This is a genomic window from Spirosoma panaciterrae DSM 21099 (assembly GCF_000374025.1).
GTDB lineage: Bacteria > Bacteroidota > Bacteroidia > Cytophagales > Spirosomataceae > Spirosoma > Spirosoma panaciterrae.
This window is the reverse complement of record NZ_KB893172.1, coordinates 460,023-482,099: the sequence shown is the minus strand read 5'-3', so window position 1 is coordinate 482,099 and position 22,077 is coordinate 460,023. Positions and strand designations below refer to the sequence as shown.

Sequence of the window (22,077 nt, the reverse complement as noted above, 5' to 3'; positions counted from 1 at the left end):
GGTAGAGGTTGGCTTTAGAGGTTTATTTATCATTGAGCACCCAGAATGGCAAATCGGTCGCTGACCCGGCCCGTTCAGACAAGGCAATCGATCCCTGCGACAAACCACGGGTCATGTAGGTCCGCTGGAAAAGTGCTTCATAGGGGTGCTGAATAGGGGTGTTACCACGCATCCGTAGCACAGATGCGAGAGCAATAGGTTCGGGCGTGAGCAGTACTTTATAGACTTCCATACCTACAGGCTCTTTAACGCGAATACGGTGCTGCATCGATTGGTCAGGAGCCAATCGGAAGCTGGCAGCATCCTGTCCTTCACCGGGCAACAACACATGTAATGTTCCATCGGGCTGTAAATCAACGATGGTAACGTACGCAGCTTTGGCACCTGTATTGGTAAGAGTCAGCAGCATACGTTCATCTGCTACCACTCGAAAAACGGGCAGACCTGTCGTGTTCAGGTCGGGCAATGTGTCGGTGATCAGGGTCCGGCGTCCTTCTGTCCGAACCGCCACCCGTTGCATTCGGGCCTTAACCTGAAAATCAGGATTGCTCTGCTCAAGCGTTAATAGAACCTTCCGGGCGAAATACTGCCGAACCCGTTCGATACACTCCTCCATCGATACATCGTTCGGCGTTAGCAACTGATTCGTTGCGGCATTCCAGAGTCGGTACGTCTTACCTCGCCGAGCAATAAGCAGATCGGGATGACTACCTGCCCGCTGAACAAACGACAGATCTTTCAGCGCGTCGGTCAAGCTTTTATCCTGATCTGGCCAGTCTACGCGGATAGGCTCGCCAGTGGTGCGCCAGGTAGCTGATTGAGCCGATAGGTCTCCACAGTCAAAGGTTTTTCGATCAATATTACCTTCTAGAGCAGGCTTCTGATAGGGAGCAAACCGAGCCATCGCTGCCGCAACCCGATTGAACACAGCCTGATAGGTTTCATTGCCCCGGCCGATCGTCAGTGCCTCACAAACAGCCCGAGTCAGAGGTCCTAACGATCGCCCTGATTCATCGGTCGTTTCAAAATTAGGACCGCTATCCGAAGCGGCTGCAAACAATACATACGGTGCCATTTGGCCCGATGAGGGTTGCGATTCATACCAGTCTGCGCTGGGCAGACGCTTTGTTGTAGGATGCGATTCGCTTCTGGCAGGCCGTCCCAGGGCTGCAATCCCTCCCCGCATACGCTGCATCGACTGGCCACGATTCAGGGTTTGCGAATGACAGGCATCGAACAAAAGCCAAAGCGATCCATCACGACCAAGTGCCGTTCGAATACGAGTCAAATACTGATTCAACTCATCGTCGCGCAGGTAGGCATCTGGCTGATCCTGCTTTGCTGGAGGAGCATCGTAGGGCACAATTGCTTCGTCGTACCCGTCAACCTCATCGCCCGAATCGTCGGTGAGTCGTCGGGCATGACCAGCATATAGAAAAATAAACTGCGTTCCTTTCGAGATGGTATCGGATACCGTTTGCAGTGCGTTGGCAATGCCTGCTTTCGTAGCCTGCCGATCGGTCAGCAAATGGATATGGGCAGGTAGTACGCCCTGATTTTGGAGCGTAGCGCTCATCAATGCAACGTCATGGCCAGCACTTAAACTTTCCCAACCGTTGGCCGGATCGTACTGCCCAATACCTATCAGCAGAGCAACTACTTTTGTGCAATGTGGTTTATCGGCAGGCGGCATATGACTGCTTTCCTCTTGCCAAAGCGGTTGTACGACGTCGCTCCCTCCCTCACCATTTCGTCCGGCATTTGGTCTGAGCGAGCAGGCAGCGAGCAGGCCAAGCATTCCTAAAAGCGTGGTAGCCGAACTAGGGGGTATCCAGATCACGTAGTACTTCCTGAGCTTTATGCTGAAATGGTTGATTTATCTGGCTAGCTATCTTCTCCAGTTGTTGGTGGGCCTTCTCGGGCTCATCGGCGCTCAGATACGCCATTGCCAGATACCATTCGGCCTTTTGAAAGGTTATTTCTGGTTCAGTCGGAGGCTTTGACACCACCTGTTCCAATTCCATAATCGCGTCGGATGCATTTCCTAAAGCCAGTTGGATAAGCCCTCGATAATACCGAACGCAAGGCTGGCTGGCCGATAGCTTCTCGACTTCCGCAAGCGCGGCCTGGTAGTTGGCCTGGCGGTATGCCTGGATACTCGGTGTCAGTTCAGGGCCACAATCCGTTTCTCCTCTGGATACAGGCTCTGGAATATAATAGGTGGTAAATAGAGTTTTTGAAAGCGAAAGGTATAAATACCCGTAAAGAGCAAAGCCAGCAATCAGTACAACCATGGCTGCGGCAACCCAGGCTGGCCACAATCGGCGCACACGGCCCGTCGGTATAGGTGTAACAACCGGCTCCAACTCGCCCTGCTGCTCCAGTTGATCATGAATTAATACAAGTTGCTCCTTAAGGGCAATGGACTCAAGGTCGTACCGAAACCGTTGATAGTCGGCCAGTTCATCGCGCAGAGCCGAGTCAAGGGCCAACTCCTGCTCCATCTGCTCACGCTCCTTATCGGGCAGCGTATGGTTGGTGTATGCTTCAAAGCGGTCAAAACGATCAAAAGTCATATCGGTAGTGCGGAGTTAATCAGACCAGGTCTTCAAACCAATCAGTTGACGAAGTTTTTGCAAACAACGATATTTCTTATTTCGGGCTACCTGCTCATTAGCCCATCCCAGCAATTCGGCAATTTCCTCCATTGACTTTTTCTGAAGATAATAGAGACGGATGGCTTCACGGCATTTATCCTTCAACTGCATCAGACCTTTTTCTGCAGCCAGGCGACGTTTTTCAAAATTCTGTTCACTAGCTTCGAGCTGCGACGGATCGTCAACCTCATTGATCGGTGTTTCGGCATTAATGGGGCCAAAGCGGTTTCTATTCCGGCGTAGCTCATTCAACTTATTGTGTGCAATCCTGATCAGGTAAGTCATCAATTGCGCTTCCTCGCGCCATTCATATTTTCCATATTTCAGATTGAAAACAAACGCAATGATCGTTTCATGAACAATAACCTGTCGATCGTCGCTATTACCTCCCCATTCGAAGATATGACCCGATACACGCTGGTACAGTAGCTTGTAGATGTATACAAACGCATCATTCTCACCCGCCAGCAATGCCTTATACAACTCCCGCTGATCGGTAAATCTATTTGGCAAACCCATCCAATGAATAGCTAACGATTGAGAGGCTGAAAGTAAGGTAAGGCAGCTACACAACCAATTAAACATCAATCATATATACCCGATTTGGTATATTAACTAGTGATGTTTGTTGGAACAGAATGCCACTTCGTTAACCTAAACAAGTGTTTTGTTAGAAAATTTGTCATTTTCAGACTCATACCAGATTATTTATGGTTTCTGCTGTGCCCCATCATAGGCTCCGAAACGCACTCTGGTTGCCGATTCAAGCCTGCTACAGGCAGCTATGAGATCTGGAAAATAGTTTGAAAAAATCGGGTTACGTCTGCCAGCCTCAACCATTAACCCATAAAACAAGCTCTACTCCGCGCGATTGCCTCAGATTTGGGAGGTCTGAGGCTGTTCTCCCACCCCGCTTGGCTGGCATAGACCCCAGCTTCTGGCATGAGTTTGGTAATTATGTTCTACCTGAATCAATGAAATCTAAATGGCTGCATGTTAAAACAGTCCGTAATGTCCTGGCCAATGAATTAGCCCTACTCCGAAAATACCGAACCTTGTATGTGCATGAAAGTGGCTTTTCGATTCCCATCGACTATGCCAATGCGGTGCGGGTGCGGATCATGATGAATAAAGAAAATGACGTTGTGGGTGGCTTCTGCTTTAATACAGGGCAAACCGACTTCCGTTATTTCGGTTTCGACCCTGCCAAAGCACAGGCGGCCGTTGTGGCTCAAGGATTAGACCCTGATGAGCTAAGCGAGATTACGGGGATTGTTTTTGGCCCTCAAATCAGCCGCGCTCAACGGCAACGACTTTACGCTCAAATTGCCCGGGATCTGATCCTATCGCCTAAATCAGTTATTATGGGTGGGTCTTTTGTACCCGGCATTCGTCGGGTTCAGAAACAGCTCATGCGCCATACGCTATACACAACGATCGTTCCCGTTACCCGTCCCGATGGGCAGGTGCGTATGATGGAGCTGGAAGTATATTATGCCTACCGCCGGGAGGTGTTGCCCTTGCTGGGGAAAGCCCTCATTAAGGACGTACTCAAACATGTACGTTTTCCCTGGCAATCAGCCCCGGCGTATACAGTACAACAGTCTTAGTCTGAGAAGCTATTCCAGTAGCCTCTCATTATATAAGAGCCTGCCCGCGTATGTAGCGGACAGCTTCGAGTGAGGTAGCGAACGGGATCATGAAATGCTCTTTTGCCTTTATCCGAATATGACGCAAATGGGTTTCGACCGTTCGCTCCGAACTCTTGAAGGCTTCGCTTAAGTCGCGTACCGATACATCCGGGTTATACGCCAGTTTACGGGCAATACGCAGCTCAGCCGTTGTAAAGGGTTTGGTCTGTGCATCGAGCAGCATCTCGAAATTCTGGTTTCGGAGTAGCTCTTCCAGAGCTTCGCTCCGAATGCCATTTGCGGCTATAATATGCGGACTAAGGGGCTCACCTTCATAGGGTTTCACGAGTGTATACTCATTGAGCAGGGCCATGATCCGCCGATCACTGGAAAACTGCCAGGGGCTCAGTGTTCGCTTACAAAGCCAGTAGGTGCCATCCCGATGCCGCAGCGGTATCTGCACCACAATCTTATTCTCCACAAAACGAAGGGGAAAGTTACCAAGCTGCGTAATCTTCAATGCGTTAGCCGCCATAATGGTTAGGCTGGGCAAATGGCTGGGCAAAATAATGTTGAAATAATGCGCCAACTGAAAATGGGTATCGTCCCAGCCCAACCAGCGGCTCAATCCGTTGGTATGACTCAACTTTCCCGTCTGGTAGTCAACTACAAAGAAGAAGTTCCCTCGATGAATGGTTTCAGCCAATAGTTTTAGCTCCGTCGCCTGTTCATCGGCCGAAACGCAGGGGATGCCGGGAGGTTCATGGGGTGGAAATGTACTGGCCAGGGTGGCTTTGAAAAAATTCAGTTCCCGGTTGACCAGTTCATCATTCGTTAAAAGAGGAAGCATAGTGGGCGAATAGATTAATTAACAGAAGGTTGAGCAGGAGGTTACGGGGGCAAATTAACGAAAAAGTCAGGATGAGTAAGGGGAACCCTTACTGGAAATAAGCGTGGTGTACGGGTATCACGTAGGAAGCACCAGTCATTTTTTCCCGAACCTTGCGGTGAGCAGAAGGGGCACAGGCCCAACCACTCGTTGGTCCCAAGCCGCCCTTTGTCAGAAGAGGTATGGTATTGATCGATTTCAACACCTACTGAACTGGACTACGCTCTATTTTTCAACTTGTAAACCTCCTCAACGACCATGACCCGACCGTTTGTACCATCACTGGCCTTGTATTACCCGCTTACTGCTCGTGATCTAATCCTGATAAACACATCAAAAAAAATTTCGGAAACCTGGTTACGTCTGATTGGGTCAGTCATTAACCCCTAGTATGATGCTCCATTTCCGCTTATGTCCACACCTGTTCTATTACCCGATAGTGTGTTTGTCGTGACGACCAATCAACGCTACCAGAAGATTGCCAAGAACGACATTCTGTATGTGCAGGCCGAGGGAAGCTGGGTCGACATTGTGACGGTTGACAAGACCTTCCGATTGGCGACCAACCTCGGCCAACTGGAACAGCAACTGAATACAACTGATTTCTGCCGGGTTTCGCGTAAGCACATCGTCAACCTGAACCACATCAGTGCTGTACAGGGCGGTCAATTGTTTGTAGAGGATACCGAACTCCTGATTGGCAAACAGTATCGGGAGGCACTCATCAGCCGCTTACCTATTCTGCGTACTAAAATCAATCCCGTTCAATCCAATAAATCCAATTTTCATGAAGACGCTCTACATTAATTCGATCCGTACGCTTCTGGTACTATTTACAATCAGCCTGCTGTTCTCATCCTGTAGTAAGAAATCGGAACCTGATCCACTTGACCAGTATGTAGGTACCTGGACTGAGACGGTATCCAATGGGCAGACTGGGTCTGGCCTTAAAGTGACTATCAACAAATCAGGAACAACTCTAACGTTAAGCGATCTGACGCCCAACGGTGGTTTCACCGCTTCAGTAAGTGGTTCAGGTTTCCAGGCTGAAAACAAAAATATTGCCACTGGCGTACCGATCACGTTCCCCGATAATAGTCAGGGCCAATATTATCTACAGAACCTGACAGGCAGCTTATCGGGTGGCAATCTGACCCTGACCTATACACTCTTCAGTGCCTCCGCTACGATGTTTTATAAGGAAAATGTTACTAAGGTTTTTGCAAAAAAATAAACAACTGGTTTGTGGGTGAATGTCGAGAGGCTTATCCCAATCAACAGAATCCCATAAATACATCTATTCACCGTAAAACGGCCAAAACATGTTTAAACACCTACTCTTTCTTGGATTAGCCAGTTCATTGGTTACTACTATTACGTTTGCACAACCACGCCCACGTTCAACCACCGCAAAGCCCGTCACAAAAATCCCCGCAGCCCCCAAACCTGACATACTCGTTCGGCGGGATGGTACGCAATTGGAAGTGCTGGTCACCGAAATCACGGACAACGAGATTGTTTATAAGCGATTCAACAATCCCAATGGACCGGCTTTTCGATCGAAGAAATCTGACTTTAATTATCTTCAATATGGGGCTAACGGTGAAATAGAACAGTTTACGAAAGTAGTTCAACCTGCACCAGCACCTGCACAGCCTTTACCAACGGTCGTACAGCCACAGCCAGCCCCAACACCCGCTCCACGCACACAATATGCGCCTACTCCCGTCTCCCAGCCTCGGCAGGCCGACATACCACAGGGAGTACGGTTTGGGTTTAAAGGTGGTATTCAGAGTGCATCGCAGAGTGGTAATTTCTTTTCGTTAAATAATTATTCAACGAAAGGAATCCTTGGTTTTCAGGCGGGTTTACTCCTCGACGTCCCCCTCGGTACTTCCCTGGGGCTTCGGCCACAACTAATGTATTCGGGTAAAGGCTGTATGGTGGGCACCAGTGCGTCTCTTAAAGTCAACTACCTGGAGATACCAGTTGATGTATTATATAAAATACCTACATCGAGTGGTCAGTTTTTGTTAGGAGGTGGGGCATATTTTGGGTATGCAATGGGTGGAAAATTTGGATCACGGGATGCAAAAATAGGAAATGCTCAGAACGACGACTTCACCACGGCGGACTTTGGACTGCGCTTTTCCACCTGGTATGATCTGTCTTCAGGTCTGACGCTGAATGCGTTCTTCAACTTGGGTCTATCCGATATCAATCCTACCATAGACTTACCTAAAGAGACCATAAAAAACAGGACGTTTGGGATTGGGGTCGGCTATTTTTTATCCAGATAAGCAATTTCACATCCTTCTTATTTCCAATGAAATCAGTTGCGTTTACCATCGGCTGTCTGTTTGTTTCACTAGCCAGCATGGCCCAGACCCGCGAGATTTACACGAATGCCAACTTCAGGAATATTGCCCAGAACCACAAGGTGCTGGCCATTTTACCCTTTAAAACAACCCTGCAGCTACGGCCCAAAGAAGTCGAAAAAAATGGCGGCCCAGCCGGGGTAGCCATGCTGGAGAAACGAGAAGGGGTAGCTGTGCAGAGTGCCATGCACTCGTACTTCCTGAAACGCAAAGAATCAAGAGATCTATTTGTTGATGTGCAGGACCCTAACCGCACAAACTCATTGCTTGAACGCAACGGCATTACCTACGAAACACAAAGCGGATTTACCCCCGAAGAATTAGCCAGGATACTGGGTGTTGATGGCATCGTTTCCGGCACCTTCGAAAGTAACCAGCCTATGTCGAACGGGGCCGCCCTGGCTATTGGGTTGCTGGGTGGGGTTGGCGGAGCCACCAATACGGGCAAAATGACGATTAACATCAACGATGGAAAAACCGGTGAACTGCTCTGGAAATATGACAAATCACTTTCCCGTGGATTCGGCAGCGATACGGGTTCGATTGTTACGACCATTATGCGGAAGGCGTCACGGCAACTACCCTACGACAAAGATTTTCGGTATTAGCGCAGGGGCGACTGAAGGCATGTGTCGAGTTTTCTAATCACATCTACCAGCATGAAATCGATCAACACCATCAAGTATATGAGCGATAAGTATCTCCGGGTGTCTCAGGGGGGAATGCTTCTCTTGTTTTGGCTAGCTCTATCAAGTCTTATCTTCGTAAGTTGTAAGAAAAATACAGACCCTACCCTACCCACAGCACCCGTCATTACTGTAGCCAGCCCTGTGGTGAACGGAACGGTAAACGCAAAGACCACACTGGAGGCTTCGGCTACGGGAGAGGGGGCGCTGACCTACGCCTGGGCCATCAAGTCAGCACCCACGGGCAGCACCGCTACAATACTCAATGCGAACACCTTAAAGGCCGAGCTGGTACCTGACAAATCAGGCACCTATAGTATTTTACTGACGGTTACGGATACGGCTGGAAATAAAGCAACTACTGAAATAACTCTGAATGTATCCTTGCCTGGCAAGCCACCCGTTATCAGCGTAGCGACCTCTATGACGGTGGAAACAGGTCAGCAAACGGCCATTGATGCCAGCAAATCCAGTGATCCCGATGGGGACAAACTAGCTTACGCCTGGGCCATTAAGACGAAACCGACGGGTAGCACGGCCGTACTGACCAACGCGCAGGAAGCCATTTCCAAATTAACGGCCGACGTTGCAGGTGCCTATGTCCTGAGCCTGACCATTACGGATGGGGTCTGGCCTGCTGTGTCCCAGGATGTATCGATCACGGCTACTGCACCGGCTACCCGAGTTATCAGCGGAAGCTGGACATCTACTGAAGGCACCAGTGGCGGCACTGATTATACCCCCCGCAATAAGTTTTATACGTTTGACGTATCAACGAACAATCAGCCGGTTTCGCTGACACTTACTTCCTCCGATATCAACGTAGGGGTTAGCCTCTATGACCCACAGGGAACCCGCATCCTCGACCGGGGAACGGGTCGCACGGTTATACTGGACAAGATCGTTAATGCCGGTACGTACAGCGTTATGATCTATACCAGCCAGCGGTATGATGTTGGTTCCTTCCGGCTGGTGGGGAGCGGCCTTTCGTCTAATTTTACGCTGCAACCCACCAGTCGGGTCCAATCGGCCGACGTTAGTTTCGGCTCAGAAGGTGGGGGTGGCGGAATAAGCAACCGTCCGCCATTTTCGCCCCGAAATCATTATTACACATTTGAGGTAACAGAAGATAATTCTAATGTTGAAATCAATGTGGTTTCAGGGAACGTAAGTATGTGGTTGAATCTGAGTAATTCGATTGGTGCCGAAGTTGCTTATACAGCTGGTACGCAACCTGCCGGTATACCCCGTATCCTGCTTATGAAACTCAATAAAGGTACGTATGGGCTGTATGTTGGAACCGGTACACGCGACGCAACAGGCAAGTATACGCTGGAAATTTTCGGGAAGGTGCAAAACCTGAAGCAGACTGTGTATAACTCGGCGATCCAATCAGATAGTTATGTTGGCAAAAATGGATCGATTACCTATACCTTGAATGTGACAGAAGATAATTCGGTCATCGATGTCACGCTTCGCTCACCAGATATTGTTGGTAATATAGACCTCTTCGATCCAAAGGGAACACGTTTAGACTATGTTACTGCGGCTACCAGCTATGTCTATCTGGTTGAAAAGGTGAATAAAGGTACCCACAAAATAGTAGTTACCCCCGGTATTGGCACCAGTGGCGTTGGCAAGTACACGTTATCTGTATACGGCAAGTTCAGCGATTTGAAAAAACAATAGCGAGTTCGCTCAGCATTCATTGGGCAATATCAACCACAACCTCATCACCGATCTTGATTGTTCCACCTTTCAACACGCGGGCCGTCAATCCGCCGTGACCACGCATGGCATTATAGCCGCCGGGACCCAGAGCCGTCTCCATTTTCGAACAGGGATGGCACTGGCCCGTCACTTCCAGAATGACATCGCCAATCTGAAGCTGATGATCTTTCAAAGCTCCCAGATTTAAGCCCGAAACAACGATGTTTCTGCGCAGAAGAGCCGGATCGACCTGATCATGGCCAGTCATAGAGGCCACAGCGGGCAGATATTCAGCCTGAATAAGCGTTACATGCCGATTGCCACTGCGTCCGCTATAATGGTCGCCTACCAAACCTGTCTTTTCAGAAACCTCCACTGAATCGACCACATTCATGAACGCATCCCGTCCGGGGCGCAGGCCAATCCATTCGATCCGACCGGGCCGGGGAAATGTGTTGAGTAATTCTTTGATCGTCTGCATTGTCTGAACCGGGATTGTTGTGATTTTGGTGACTGACTATGATTAGCCTTTCACTTAGAACTGAATTTAAGAATCATAGTTTATCAGTAAAATCATAAAAATCCCGGTTCGGATTACCTGCCAAACTTCAGCGTCGTACCGATTCGGAAGCCCAGACCCTGGTATTTAGCATCCTGCCATTGCGAGATCACTTCTACCCGGAAAAACGGAAACACCTGCGGAATTAGCCCATCCAGCCCATAGCCGATTTCGGTATAATTCTTCGACACGGGCGTATAGAGGTAATGCACAAACAGGTTTTCTTTCAGTCCGATGAGCCGCACCAGCGTCAACTGCGTGATAAAGAATTTACGAAACTCCGCCAGCACATGCGCTTCGGCAAACCGTTTGCCTGTACTGTATTGGTAATAGGGTAGCAACCGATAGGTCGAAACAGCGTCGCCCTGCTGCAGGAAGAACTCATTGCCGGCAAAATGCTTGAAATCCGGGAAATACACCTGCCGATCGTTGACAAACGTTCCGGCACTTAACTGATAATTCAGTCGGCTTCGAATGCCCGTCTCGAACGAATGACGAAGGGTGGCCTGTAGAAAATCATAATTGGCATCGACCATCCCTTTGCGGTAATTCAGGGTTAATAACGGTGCATCGTTGTCGCGCCGGGCAATGCGTCGTCCATTGCGAATAATATACTCCGTTGAACCTAAACGCGCCGAAGCCGATAGATTGAAGACCAATGCCTTATGCGTTGGAAAAGCGGAACTGGCTACTTCGGCATTGTCGGGCCGATTCGAGGTAAACGTCCGCGTGCGCCAGTCGATCCACGGTTTAAGATCTTCCCGGTAGTTAGCCAGTTCAGTACGCTGGGCATATTCCAGACTACCCGTTACGGTCAGGCGGTCGTGAAAAGGCGTGGCGTTGACGGTCAGGTTCAGGTAATCTTTCTGATACAGTTTGATAAAATTCTGCTCGAACAGCAACGTCGTCAACGAATTCAGAAACGGGCTGATCGGATTATCGGGATTGAACTGATACAGATACCGCCCTCCCGACAGCCCTATTTTCGTATTCTTGTGCTGGTACCCCAGTTGACCATACCCGACGAATTGTTTCCGGCCAAACTGATACCGCCCTGTCCCACCCAAAGTCCATTCACCCAGGGGAATCTTCACAAACCGATTCACGGAGTCAACTCTAGGGCTGTACCGCAGATTCAGCGCCCCTTCGATTGTGTAGCCTTCCACCGTATTGTATTCAATCCGTTCGATGGGACTGGTATAGGCTAAAGACGTTCGTTTAGCCAAACGCCAGGTATGCCCAAACAGCAGGTGATCGACACCAAACTTTTTCTTTTTCCTGTTAAGGCTATCCTTTCGGGCGCTGTCGGCTTTTAGCTCCACTTTGGTTTTGATCTGACGAATCAGGCCCAGACTGTCGGCTTTGTTGTAGCTTTTAATTTCGGCCGTCGTGAGTGGCACCGAACGCAGTGAATCCCAGAACGTATTAGAACGACGACGCGCCAGCGAATCCACTACCATCGAATCGTTTCGCACAACAGCCACATCTTCTTTCCGCTTTTTCCGAGCTTCTTTTTCCTGCTTCTCGTACTCTTTGACCATCTGGCGCAGGTTTTTGGTCGAAAATTCCTTCTGTTTCTTCACCAACTCGTCCAGTTGAGCCCCTTTGATCTCTCCTTTCGACAAGCTTTGGGCAGGGGGCGCTTTCTTTTCATCGGCCACTTCAATATCCTCCACAAAGGCTGGATTGACCACAAACTCGCTGAAGGTCAGATTCCGAATGTAGTATCCCTCTGCCTTGACACCCAGATAAGATCCTTTACCGCTATACCGCTGATTGACCGGCATCCAGACCCCCTGCACGGGGCTACATATGTGTCGGATCGTAAAGGAGATGCCAATAGTATTGACCGTTTCTAACTGCAAACTGTGAATGGCCCAGGTATTCTCGAGAATGTAAATTGTACCCCGGAATACGCCTTCACCATACTGACGCGGAATAACCTGAATCTTACTCACTTCAACCGGAACGCCCCCGGCTCCAACTTCGCGAAATGTTCCTTTGTACTCAAACTTATAATAGGCAAAGGCTTTGGGGGATAAGGGCGAAACGGTTTCGGCAATGACCGGGTCATAAAAACTGGCGTTAAAAAATCGGCTCGGGTTCAGAAAATCCCCCTGCGAGTTCCGGTTGGCAATAATCCGCTGTCGGTAAGTATTAGGCTGACTGAAGACCACTTCCGAAACCGTTTCGTTCAGCATGGGCACACCCACTTTAAAATTGGCTTCGCGTTCGGCTTCTTTGAGTTGCTTCTTGAACGCCATCTCGGCCAGATTCGGCAGGTCGGTAACGGTAATCGACGATTTGGTGTAAACCCTGGCCTTGAACCGCTGCACCTGAAGCTGATGAAAACGACTTTTGGCAATGGCCCGACGCATAATGGTATAGGCGGGGTCTTCGTTACCAGCTTTGGTCTGTACTTCCGCCAGCCGCAACGCCTGTTCTTCGAGGGTGGCATCCAGCGTACTGAAACCCGTGGTTATTTCCACCGATTTCTGGATGGTTTGAAACCCCAGATACTGGAATACGATGTCGTACTTACCCGGAGCCAGTCCGATTTCATAGCGTCCTTCGGCGTTTGTGATGGTTCCGTTGGGAGTTCCCTTCACAATCACCGCAGCAAAAGGCAGTACCTCCCCCTGCTTATTTTTGACAGTTCCCCGCAGTCCCGTACCACCGCTTTGCGCCAGCGCAGTCACTGAATAGCTGAGGAAAAATAAACTTAGTATGATTGATTTCATGCAATAAGGCTGTATTCCGTGACGAATATAGATAAAATCGAAAGGTCCGGTTGCTAAAGCTCCATTGTACCCTTCCTGTAGGGAAGATGCGTATATAAATCGATAGGTTGCCTGACTTGATTGTTAAAAAACATTAACGTCTTTGCGTATCTTGCCCGTAAACTCCAATCAACCTGAACAGTATGTCAAAATCTGTACGCTTCATCATTAACCCAATTGTCTTTTTCTTAACGCTCATTACCTCAGTTGCTATTGCCCAGCCTTCGCCATCCAACGTCTTACCCGAACGAGAACGGGCGCGGGTCATCGACGAAATTCTGGAAGATCGCTTCACCAACCTACTGCCCCAACTGATGCGCCGGGAAGGAATCGATATGTGGATCATCATCTCCCGCGAGTACAACGAAGACCCGGTTTTACGAACCATGCTACCCAGCACCTGGCTCTCGGCCCGCCGTCGAACGATTATGGTCTTCTTCGATAACGGGAAGGAGCGCCCCGCCGATGCGGTTGAAAAACTGGCGATTGCCCGCTACGATGTGGGTAACCTGCTCAAAGGGGCCTGGGATATCGACGTTCGGCCCAACCAATGGGAGGCTTTGGCCAAAGTGATTGAAGAACGAAAGCCCAAAAAGATCGGCCTGAATATGTCGCCCAACTACGCCCATGCCGATGGCCTTTCGTTTACCGAACACGACGAATTCCTGAAAAAACTCCCTGCCGATTACCAGAAACGGGTCGTATCAGCCGAGAAGCTGGCCGTTGGCTGGCTCGAAACCCGTACTGAAAAAGAAATGGTGATCTACCCGCTCATTTGTCGGTTATCGCACCAGATTATTCAGGAAGGGTTTTCGGAACAGGTGATTCAGCCGGGCGTAACGACTACCGAAGATGTGGTCTGGTGGTTTCGTCAACGCATTACCAACCTCGGACTGGATACCTGGTTTCACCCGACGGTCGATATTCAACGGGCCGACGCTGAGGATTTCAATCATCTCCGCACTTTTTCGAAACGCCCCGACAAGCAGGTGATCATGCCCGGCGATCTGCTCCACGTTGACTTTGGCATCACCTACCTGCGTCTGAACACCGATCAGCAACAGCATGCCTACGTACTGCGCCCCGGCGAAAACGATGTCCCTGAATCCATCAAAGCGGCCTTCCGGCAGGGCAATCGCTTACAGGACATTCTGACTGAGCAATTCAAGCTGGGCAAAACCGGCAACCAGATGCTGCTGTCAGCCCTGGAACAGTCGAAGAAAGAAGGCATCAACGGAACAATCTATACGCACCCAATTGGCGTTCATGGCCACGCTGCCGGACCCACCATTGGCCTCTGGGACCAGCAGAAAGGCGTTCCCGGCCCCGGCGATTACCCCCTACTGGGCAACACCGCCTATTCCATCGAACTGAATGCCGCCGTCGAAATTCCTGAGTGGAAAAAAGTGGTGCGCATCATGCTCGAAGAAGATGGCTTTTTCGATGGGCAGCGTTTCCGTTACATCGACGGCCGACAAACCGAAATCTACACCATACCCAGAAAATTAGGCTATGTGAAATAAGGTCGCGGTTTGTCATTCAAAAACGGTTTAGCGTACTCATTGGTACGGTTGTAGCCTTGTAACAGGAAAATTTATTCCCTATTCTGCAGGGAAAATCTAACATTCGACCACCCTTTACTGCGTAAACTAGCCTATTTCGTATGCCTAGTGGTTCTCTAATTGGTCTGCCTGCCACAGTCAGCCTAACTTGCCAGACAGACCAATTATATGTAAATTCGGAAAGTGAAAGAGCAGACGGAAACAGGACTTGACTTTGAGGTAGACAAGCTGACCAACTCAATCGAAAATGCAAAATCGGGAGACAGTTTCCCGACTGAAATTTCGTTGTTAACTCAACCAGAGCTTAAAGGGTTGACCAAGAAAAAGGGGTGGCAATTTAATTGGGCCAATGAGCTTATGGAGCCTAGTAGAGAGGTTTACAAACTAACGATTTCTAATAACCCAACTATTATTCAGGGGCTTATCAGTTTAGAAGTAAAGCCAGACCACGTCTATATGCACTTACTTGAAAGTGCGCCATTCAACATCGGAAAGGCCAAAGCCTACTTGGGCGTTCCAGGAAATCTTGTTGCTTTTGCCTGTAAACTTTCTTTTCAACGCGGTACGGAAGGTTATGTCTCATTCCTTTCCAAGACCAGGTTGATTGACCACTATAAAAAGACGTTAGGAGCTATACATCTAGGTGGGCACACCATGGTAATTACAACAGAAATAGCATTAAAATTAACTGACAAGTATTTTAAATAACACACTCATGGGCGTACTGAAAGAACCTCTTGATGTAGATTTTGTCGTTGACTCCAGACCGTTGACTCAGGCAGAAGAAAAAACGATCAGCGACTTCATTCGCGCTGACAAAGAAAAGCGAAAACGGAAAGAACTTGCGAAGCAACAGACTACCAAACGAAAAGTAAAACAACCTGCCTGACAAAGCTATAAACTACCCATATCAGTTTGGCCATAACAGGGTTGAACTGGCGGCACTGGGGTAGTCGATAAAAGACGACTCTTTCGACGGCCAAGCCTTCCGTTACATCGACGGTCGACAAACCGAAATCTACACCATACCCAGAAAATTTAGAATTCCCGTAAGCTGCCACAAACTTGATCTATTCGGCTTTTACAGGTAGGTATCTGATATTGTACGGCTCAGAATATCTTATTAGGCCTTATGATCGTACAGATAAACTCAAAAGGACGGCAAATCTTTCGTATACTTAGGAGTTGGTGGCAATTTTCCCATACACTCTCTATGCTAAACTTTACCTTTTATGGCCCGATTTTATTCAGCAATATTTTTGGCAATAATGTCATTTTTGACATCAACTTGTTATAGCCAAACAAATAGTATTTGGACGGAAGCCGACCGTAAATACTTAATTGAAAATCTTGAAAGAACGAAACTCGAAATTATAAAGCAGACTAAAAACTTAACTCCAGAACAGTGGGCGTTTAAAGAAGATTCAACAAAATGGACAATTGGACAAGTGCTTGAACATTTGGGATTGTATGAAAGAATTTTTGCTCAGGAAGCAGACATCATGCTAAGCAGTAAACCCGAACCATACCTTGACAGTCTATCTCTTCCTGACACGACTTATATTAACTGGATGAATGACCCAAGCCCCCATAAAGCCGAATGGAATGCTGAACCTTTAGGCTTCATGAAAGGAAACGACAATCTTACTTTCTACTTATTTGGAAGAAATCACATCATTAACTTTATCAAAAATACCACTTATGATTTAAAGTCTCATTATACCTATAGATGGGGAGACGAGAAAAGAAGGAGCATTCATGCGTTGATGGTTGTACATTTTGGCCATACAGATAGACACTTAAAACAAATAAAGCGAACTAAAAGCCACCCTAAATTTCCCAAATAAAGCTGCTGCTAACATTGGATTTGTCGCTATGCGGGCAGACTAATAAATACAAATCATTTTGCTCGCTATCAGCAGCGGTTCGGTCAGACGTAATTCTATTCAGCTTTAGTTCCAGACTGGACGATATAAATTACCAGCACAGCCGCAAATCCTTATTCGTTGGTAGCAAGTGTAACAGACGACCATATCAACAACAACAAAACAATGAAAAATATATTATTTGACTTTATATCAAAATACGTTAGTCTCACAGAAGAAGAGAAGAACGCAATCGTTTCTTTGGACATATTTCACTCGGTAAAGAAAGGAACGATTTTACTCAAAGAAGGAGAAAAATCGAAGGCTAGTTACTTTGTTTTGAAAGGTTGTATTCGGACCTATTATGTTTTAGATGGCGAAGAAAAAACTACCGCTTTCTACACAGAAATGGAAGCATTGACACCCACTTGTGTTATAAACAAAACCCCATCCGAATATTATGTAAGTTGCGTAGAAGACTGTATACTTCTCATTTCAAATACGGATATGGAAGCAGAAATAAACAGTAAGTTTCCAAAGTTTGAAACCATGTGCAGACTATTTGCCGAAGAATTGCTAGCTAAACAACGAATAGACTTTGACGAGTTTAAGACTTCTTCACCTGAACAACGCTACCTGAACTTACTACAGAAAAGGCCGGACCTTGTTCAGCGGGTTCCACAACACCAACTGGCAAGTTACCTTGGCATTAAACCACAATCATTAAGCAGACTAAGAGCAAGACTTCTTGAAAAAAAGAGTTAGAGCCATTTCTTAACTTAAGTGAACGATTCATCGTAGCACACCAGTCTACTTTTGCCATATCATTTAACAACTGATTCGTTTGATATGCAAAAGAAAATTTTACTGTTCGCTTTTACCTTAATGGCGGGCAGCTACCAACTGACTAAAGCACAGGATATTACGCAAGACAGCACCTATAAAAAGTGGTTTATTGGGAGTACCCTCTTATTGTTAGGGAATTGTGTTCCTGATGACCCCAATCCCCCTAAGTTTATCCAAGTAAATGTTGGGTACAGGATAACACCTAAAGATGTTGTTTCCTTTGAGTTTAAAAAATCTATTTATGCCTGGCCTCTTGGTATCCCCTGGGGACCCTCCTTCGATGCGCCGGGACTAAACTATCCCGGGCATGTACGCATACTTGCCCCTACCTTAGCCTATCAGCGTTATTGGTGGAAAGGAGTCTATACAGCTGTTCATGCATTGAATGCTTTTGAAAAATATATGGATGAGAGCAATAAAAAGATTGGAAATGGCTACACGTTGTATCTGACCTTTCGTTTGGGTTACCATCTTAAATTTTTTAAAAACCGTATCTTTTTTGAACCATCCGTTGGGCTAACCTATTGGCCTGTAAGAACTAATGTACCCGAATCGTTTAAAGCAGTAGAAAATAAATGGCCTAATTATTTTCCTTTTGAACCTGGGCTTCATTTTGGCTATAAATTCTAGTGACTATACCAGCAATGTAAACAGCTTCGCAGCATGAACTAGCAAGTTATTTTGATGAACCTATTCTAACTTCAGTTACCAGGCAGACTGTGAGCATGAATAAAAAAATCGAGGGTTACGTTTCTTTTTAACTTAAGTGAACGGAATTAGGCAATGCTTCAATCGACATTTGGCCTATTGTTCAACATAAAGAGAAAAGAAATGCAAAAGAAAGTCTTCTTTATTAGCTTCGTTTTCCTGATAACAAGTACGCTCCAACTCAACGCACAATACGCTAAAACAGACAGCAATTACAAACGATGTTTTGTTGGCAGTACCCTATTTTTATTGGGCAATTTGGCCAGTACAAATCCTCCTGACTTCGCTCAACTCAATTTAGGCTATCGTATTACAGGAAAAGATGTAATTACCCTGGAACTAAAAACCTGGAAATACGCCTGGCCGAATGGCATTCACCCGTTTTTTAACAAATCGTATGGAAAGCCGGAAGAAGAGTTTCCAGGATATATTCGTGAGCGTGGCTTTTCAGTAGCTTACCAACGATTTTTGTGGAGAGGCTTATATGCCGAACTAAATATCATGCCTACCTGGCAGGATTTTATGAATAATGACGGCCATAAAATTGACAATGGTTTTCAGATTTTCAACACATACCGTATTGGCTATCACATCAAACTTTTTAAGGATAGGTTTTTTATTCAACCATCCCTGGCAATTACCCACCGTCCTTATCATACAAGAATGCCGGATTCCTTTAAACAATTAGACGATAAATGGCCGAAGTTTGTCTTCGGAGAGCCAGGATTCCATTTTGGTTTTAATTTTTAGTCATACAGAACCTGTTTAAACTTATATATAAAAGGCATTTTTGTCATTGCGACCGGGACGCGTAGTCGCAGGAGCAATCTTCGAAAAAGGATAGCTTTTATAAGCCTCCGGAGATTGCTCCCGCGACTACGCGTTCCCCACCTTCGCCAGACCTTTTCCGTTAACCAAAAAAGTGAGAACCAATTAAATCCAGAGCTGTTTGAGGCTTATTTCAGGGTAGTCAGTCGCCAACAGTAATTATTCAGTTCGTACAGCTTTTCCGTTGCATAATCTCCCCCTTACCTACTTCTATGCAAACGAAGGAAGCTGTTCATACTGAGGTAGTCAGCAGCCTGTATCGGAACTATGTTCTGGTGATGCTGACGCTGGTTTACGTCTTCAATTTTGTTGATCGGCAGCTTCTTGTTATTCTTCAGGAAGCGATAAAACGGGACCTGAACCTATCCGATACTCAGCTTGGGTTGCTCTCCGGGTTTACGTTTGCGCTATTCTATGTTACGCTGGGCATTCCTATTGCCCGTTTCGCTGATAAAACGAATCGTCGGAACACGGTAGCCGTATCGCTGGCGATATGGAGCGTCATGACGGCCTCTTCGGGTCTGGTCAAAAATTTCATCCAATTGCTACTGGCCCGTATTGGCGTGGGAATTGGCGAAGCGGGGGGAAGCCCTCCGGCTCATGCCATGATTTCTGACTACTTCCCACCCGAAAAACGTTCTACAGCCCTTTCGATTTACTCAACCGGCATCTATTTCGGAATTCTGGTCGGGTTTTTAATGGGTGGCTACCTGAATCAGCATCTTGGTTGGCGCACCGCATTTTACGTGGTGGGCATACCGGGGGTAATTTTCTCGTTGCTGTTTTATATAACCGTAAAAGAACCTCGGCGCGGGGCCACGGATACAGCCACTGCCTCGGTTCACGAATCGCCCTCGTTACGCGCGGTGTTAACGCGATTGTATGCCACCAAAACCTTTGTTTACCTGGCGCTGGCGACAGGCTTGCATGTCTTTTGCATTTATGGCCTGACCAATTGGGCACCCTCGTTTCTGGCGCGGCTTCATGGCTTGAAAAACGCTGAAATAGGCGCTTTACTAGGGCCAATTTTCGGTCTTGGCGGGGCATTGGGTTCGTTCGCGGGTGGGCTTCTGACCGATCGTTTTGGCAAAACGGACAAACGGCTGTACCTGCGCATCCCGGCCTATGCCATCATACTTTCGATTCCGCTTGCGGCTGGTGCTCTTTTTCTTCAGAACACAACCTTAGCGATCATCTGTCTGGGGTTGACAGCTTCGCTGCACAGCATGTATTTAGGCCCTTCGGTGGCTGTTTCACATAGCCTTGTTCCGGCATCGATGCGGTCGCTTACGTCCGCTATTCTGTTTTTTGTCCTCAACTTCATCGGGTTAGGATTTGGTCCACTGGTTGTCGGTATGCTCAGCGATAGGCTGGCTCCATCACTGGGAGCCGAGTCCCTGCGCTGGGCGATGTCGATCATTATTCTGATCAGTTTTGGCTCGGTAACGCTTTTTTTGATCTCGGCCCGAAAGCTGCCAACCGATCTGCCATCGGCGAGTTGAATCCTTCTTGGCTACGTAAACCTTACAATTCATTGAAACCAATGCCTGGCATGGCGCTCACTTATCCTACCCTAAAACCATGTATCGCTACTTAATTGCTCTACTGATTGTATCGACGTTTATCCGGTATGAAAGCCCGGTATTGGCTCAGCCCAAAGGAAAAGTTCTGGTAGAAGCGCCCCCGGCTGCCGGTGGCTTTTCGGCCGATCGGCTGGCCCGTCTGGAAGCCGGAATGGCCGATTGGGTCAAACAGAAATGGGTAAACGGTTCGGTCGTTCTGATTGCCCGTCATGGTAAAATCGTGTTCTACAAAGCCAATGGATACAATGACCAGGCCCGAAAAGTACCGCTCGACAAAAACGGAATCTTCCGGGTGGCCTCTCAAACCAAAGCGCTTACCTGTGTGTCGGTGATGATGCTTTGGGAAGAAGGCAAATTTTCGCTGGACGACCCGGTTTCCAAATTCATTCCGTCCTTCGCCAATGCCAAAGTACTGGCGACCTTCAATCCAAAAGATACTACCTACACGACGGTTCCGAGCAAACGACCCGTTACCATCCGCGATCTGCTGACCCACACATCGGGACTGGGCTACCCAGCCATCGGCACACCCGCCGAAAATGCCATTTATGCCAAAGGTAATATGACGGGCGGGGTGGGCGTAAAAGGCCAGAAACTTTCCGATGCCATGACCCGTCTGGGTAGTCTGCCGCTCTTTTTTCAACCCGGCGAACAATGGCGATACGGCCTGAATATGGACGTATTGGGCTATTTGATCGAGTTGTGGTCGGGCATGTCGCTGGAAGATTTTTTTCAGAAGCGAATCTGTCAGCCGCTGGGCATGAAAGATACGTATTTCAATCTACCGGCTGAAAAAGGCCCACGATTGGTCAACTTTTTTGTCGGTGACTCTACCGGAACGATCCAGAAGCAGGCATCGGTCTTTGGTGGAGCACTCGATATGAATTTTCCACTCCAGAAGACCGATTACTTTTCGGGTGGTGGCGGGTTGTCATCTACTGTTTACGATTATGCTATTTTCCTGCAAATGTTGTTGAATGGGGGCGAATACAACGGTGTACGGCTGCTGGCCCGCAACACGGTCCGTTTGATGACGATGAATCAAATTGGTGATCTAACCCCCAACATCGGCGACCATGCCCGCGACAATACATTCGGGTTTGGCTTTTTGGTCATCTCCGAAAATGGCAGCAAGTTTACCCCAAGTCAGGTAGGTACGTATTCGTGGGGCGGTGTGTTTTCTACTTCGTATTGGGTCGATCCGAAAGAGGATATGCTGGTGCTGATTTACCGACAAATGTGGGGACCATACGTATCAAATACCGACAAAGCCTTCAAACCACTGGTCTATCAGGCAATCAATGATTGATAGAAGCTAAGTAAATCATTAAAAATAGATTAGGTTGATTTTTGTCATCCCGACGCAGGAGGGATCTCGAATTTCCCGACACTTGA

At 47.7% G+C, this 22,077-nt stretch carries 21 protein-coding genes; 15 read left to right on the top strand and 6 right to left on the bottom strand.

All coding sequences use genetic code 11. From position 1 onward, the window contains the following. Positions 1–22 precede the first annotated feature (22 nt). The 3 genes from B153_RS0101925 to B153_RS0101915 are packed head-to-tail and all read right to left on the bottom strand — an operon-like array spanning position 23 to position 3,176. Complete coding sequence (locus B153_RS0101925; RefSeq protein WP_040760701.1) at positions 23–1,798, bottom strand: caspase family protein; 1,776 nt, start codon at positions 1,796–1,798, stop codon at positions 23–25. Positions 1,799–1,820: 22 nt separating this feature from the next. After that, positions 1,821–2,576, bottom strand: a complete 756-nt coding sequence (locus tag B153_RS0101920) for a hypothetical protein (protein ID WP_020594970.1) — start codon at positions 2,574–2,576, stop codon at positions 1,821–1,823. Positions 2,577–2,591: 15 nt separating this feature from the next. Further along, complete coding sequence (locus B153_RS0101915) at positions 2,592–3,176, bottom strand: RNA polymerase sigma factor (protein WP_020594969.1); 585 nt, start codon at positions 3,174–3,176, stop codon at positions 2,592–2,594. A 455-nt stretch (positions 3,177–3,631) separates the two neighbouring features. Here B153_RS0101915 and B153_RS0101910 point away from each other — a divergent pair, with 455 nt between their 5' ends. Then, positions 3,632–4,267 (top strand): hypothetical protein, encoded by a 636-nt coding sequence (locus B153_RS0101910; RefSeq protein ID WP_020594968.1) that lies wholly within the window; start codon positions 3,632–3,634, stop codon positions 4,265–4,267. Positions 4,268–4,295: 28 nt separating this feature from the next. Here the strand turns inward: B153_RS0101910 and B153_RS0101905 are convergent, their stop codons facing one another. Next, on the bottom strand, positions 4,296–5,138 hold the full coding sequence (locus B153_RS0101905; RefSeq protein WP_020594967.1) for a hypothetical protein: 843 nt from the start codon (positions 5,136–5,138) through the stop codon (positions 4,296–4,298). 450 nt (positions 5,139–5,588) lie between these two features. Between B153_RS0101905 and B153_RS0101900 the strand changes: the two genes are divergently transcribed. The 5 genes from B153_RS0101900 to B153_RS0101880 all read left to right on the top strand — a co-directional run bounded on the left by B153_RS0101900 (position 5,589) and on the right by B153_RS0101880 (position 9,930). Next, positions 5,589–5,984 (top strand): LytR/AlgR family response regulator transcription factor, encoded by a 396-nt coding sequence (locus tag B153_RS0101900; protein ID WP_020594965.1) that lies wholly within the window; start codon positions 5,589–5,591, stop codon positions 5,982–5,984. Next, positions 5,965–6,411, top strand: coding sequence for a hypothetical protein (locus B153_RS0101895; protein ID WP_020594964.1), 447 nt, complete (start codon positions 5,965–5,967; stop codon positions 6,409–6,411). The genes B153_RS0101900 and B153_RS0101895 overlap by 20 nt, the downstream gene beginning before the upstream one ends. A gap of 88 nt (positions 6,412–6,499) precedes the next feature. Then, the gene (locus B153_RS0101890; RefSeq protein WP_020594963.1) at positions 6,500–7,477 is read left to right on the top strand and encodes a porin family protein; all 978 of its coding nucleotides are present in this window, start codon (positions 6,500–6,502) and stop codon (positions 7,475–7,477) included. 26 nt (positions 7,478–7,503) lie between these two features. After that, positions 7,504–8,163 carry a hypothetical protein gene (locus tag B153_RS0101885; RefSeq protein ID WP_020594962.1) on the top strand — a complete coding sequence of 220 codons (660 nt, stop codon included), beginning with the start codon at positions 7,504–7,506 and terminating at the stop codon, positions 8,161–8,163. Positions 8,164–8,214: 51 nt separating this feature from the next. Then, positions 8,215–9,930: a PKD domain-containing protein gene (locus B153_RS0101880; RefSeq protein ID WP_020594961.1), complete on the top strand. Its 1,716-nt coding sequence runs from the start codon at positions 8,215–8,217 to the stop codon at positions 9,928–9,930. A 16-nt stretch (positions 9,931–9,946) separates the two neighbouring features. Here the strand turns inward: B153_RS0101880 and B153_RS0101875 are convergent, their stop codons facing one another. Together B153_RS0101875 and B153_RS0101870 are read right to left on the bottom strand one after the other, a co-directional pair. Further along, complete coding sequence (locus tag B153_RS0101875; RefSeq protein WP_020594960.1) at positions 9,947–10,432, bottom strand: MOSC domain-containing protein; 486 nt, start codon at positions 10,430–10,432, stop codon at positions 9,947–9,949. Between the two features lie 113 nt (positions 10,433–10,545). Beyond that, positions 10,546–13,251 carry a DUF5686 and carboxypeptidase regulatory-like domain-containing protein gene (locus tag B153_RS0101870; RefSeq protein WP_020594959.1) on the bottom strand — a complete coding sequence of 902 codons (2,706 nt, stop codon included), beginning with the start codon at positions 13,249–13,251 and terminating at the stop codon, positions 10,546–10,548. Positions 13,252–13,433: 182 nt separating this feature from the next. On the opposite strand from B153_RS0101870, the gene B153_RS0101865 reads away from it, so the two are divergent. The 9 genes from B153_RS0101865 to B153_RS0101825 all read left to right on the top strand — a co-directional run bounded on the left by B153_RS0101865 (position 13,434) and on the right by B153_RS0101825 (position 21,991). Beyond that, entirely contained in the window at positions 13,434–14,813 is a 1,380-nt protein-coding gene (locus B153_RS0101865) for a M24 family metallopeptidase (protein WP_020594958.1), read from the top strand. 222 nt (positions 14,814–15,035) lie between these two features. Beyond that, positions 15,036–15,560, top strand: a complete 525-nt coding sequence (locus B153_RS0101860) for a hypothetical protein (RefSeq protein WP_020594957.1) — start codon at positions 15,036–15,038, stop codon at positions 15,558–15,560. A 7-nt stretch (positions 15,561–15,567) separates the two neighbouring features. Beyond that, on the top strand, positions 15,568–15,741 hold the full coding sequence (locus tag B153_RS37525) for a hypothetical protein (RefSeq protein WP_020594956.1): 174 nt from the start codon (positions 15,568–15,570) through the stop codon (positions 15,739–15,741). A 343-nt stretch (positions 15,742–16,084) separates the two neighbouring features. Then, positions 16,085–16,699 carry a DinB family protein gene (locus tag B153_RS34495; protein ID WP_020594955.1) on the top strand — a complete coding sequence of 205 codons (615 nt, stop codon included), beginning with the start codon at positions 16,085–16,087 and terminating at the stop codon, positions 16,697–16,699. A gap of 204 nt (positions 16,700–16,903) precedes the next feature. Next, positions 16,904–17,482, top strand: a complete 579-nt coding sequence (locus B153_RS0101845; protein WP_020594954.1) for a Crp/Fnr family transcriptional regulator — start codon at positions 16,904–16,906, stop codon at positions 17,480–17,482. An 84-nt stretch (positions 17,483–17,566) separates the two neighbouring features. Beyond that, complete coding sequence (locus tag B153_RS0101840) at positions 17,567–18,193, top strand: hypothetical protein (RefSeq protein ID WP_020594953.1); 627 nt, start codon at positions 17,567–17,569, stop codon at positions 18,191–18,193. A gap of 201 nt (positions 18,194–18,394) precedes the next feature. Beyond that, positions 18,395–19,021 (top strand): hypothetical protein, encoded by a 627-nt coding sequence (locus B153_RS0101835; protein WP_020594952.1) that lies wholly within the window; start codon positions 18,395–18,397, stop codon positions 19,019–19,021. A gap of 290 nt (positions 19,022–19,311) precedes the next feature. Next, entirely contained in the window at positions 19,312–20,601 is a 1,290-nt protein-coding gene (locus tag B153_RS0101830) for a spinster family MFS transporter (protein WP_020594951.1), read from the top strand. A gap of 79 nt (positions 20,602–20,680) precedes the next feature. After that, positions 20,681–21,991, top strand: coding sequence for a serine hydrolase domain-containing protein (locus B153_RS0101825; protein WP_020594950.1), 1,311 nt, complete (start codon positions 20,681–20,683; stop codon positions 21,989–21,991). The last annotated feature ends 86 nt before the right edge of the window (positions 21,992–22,077 follow it).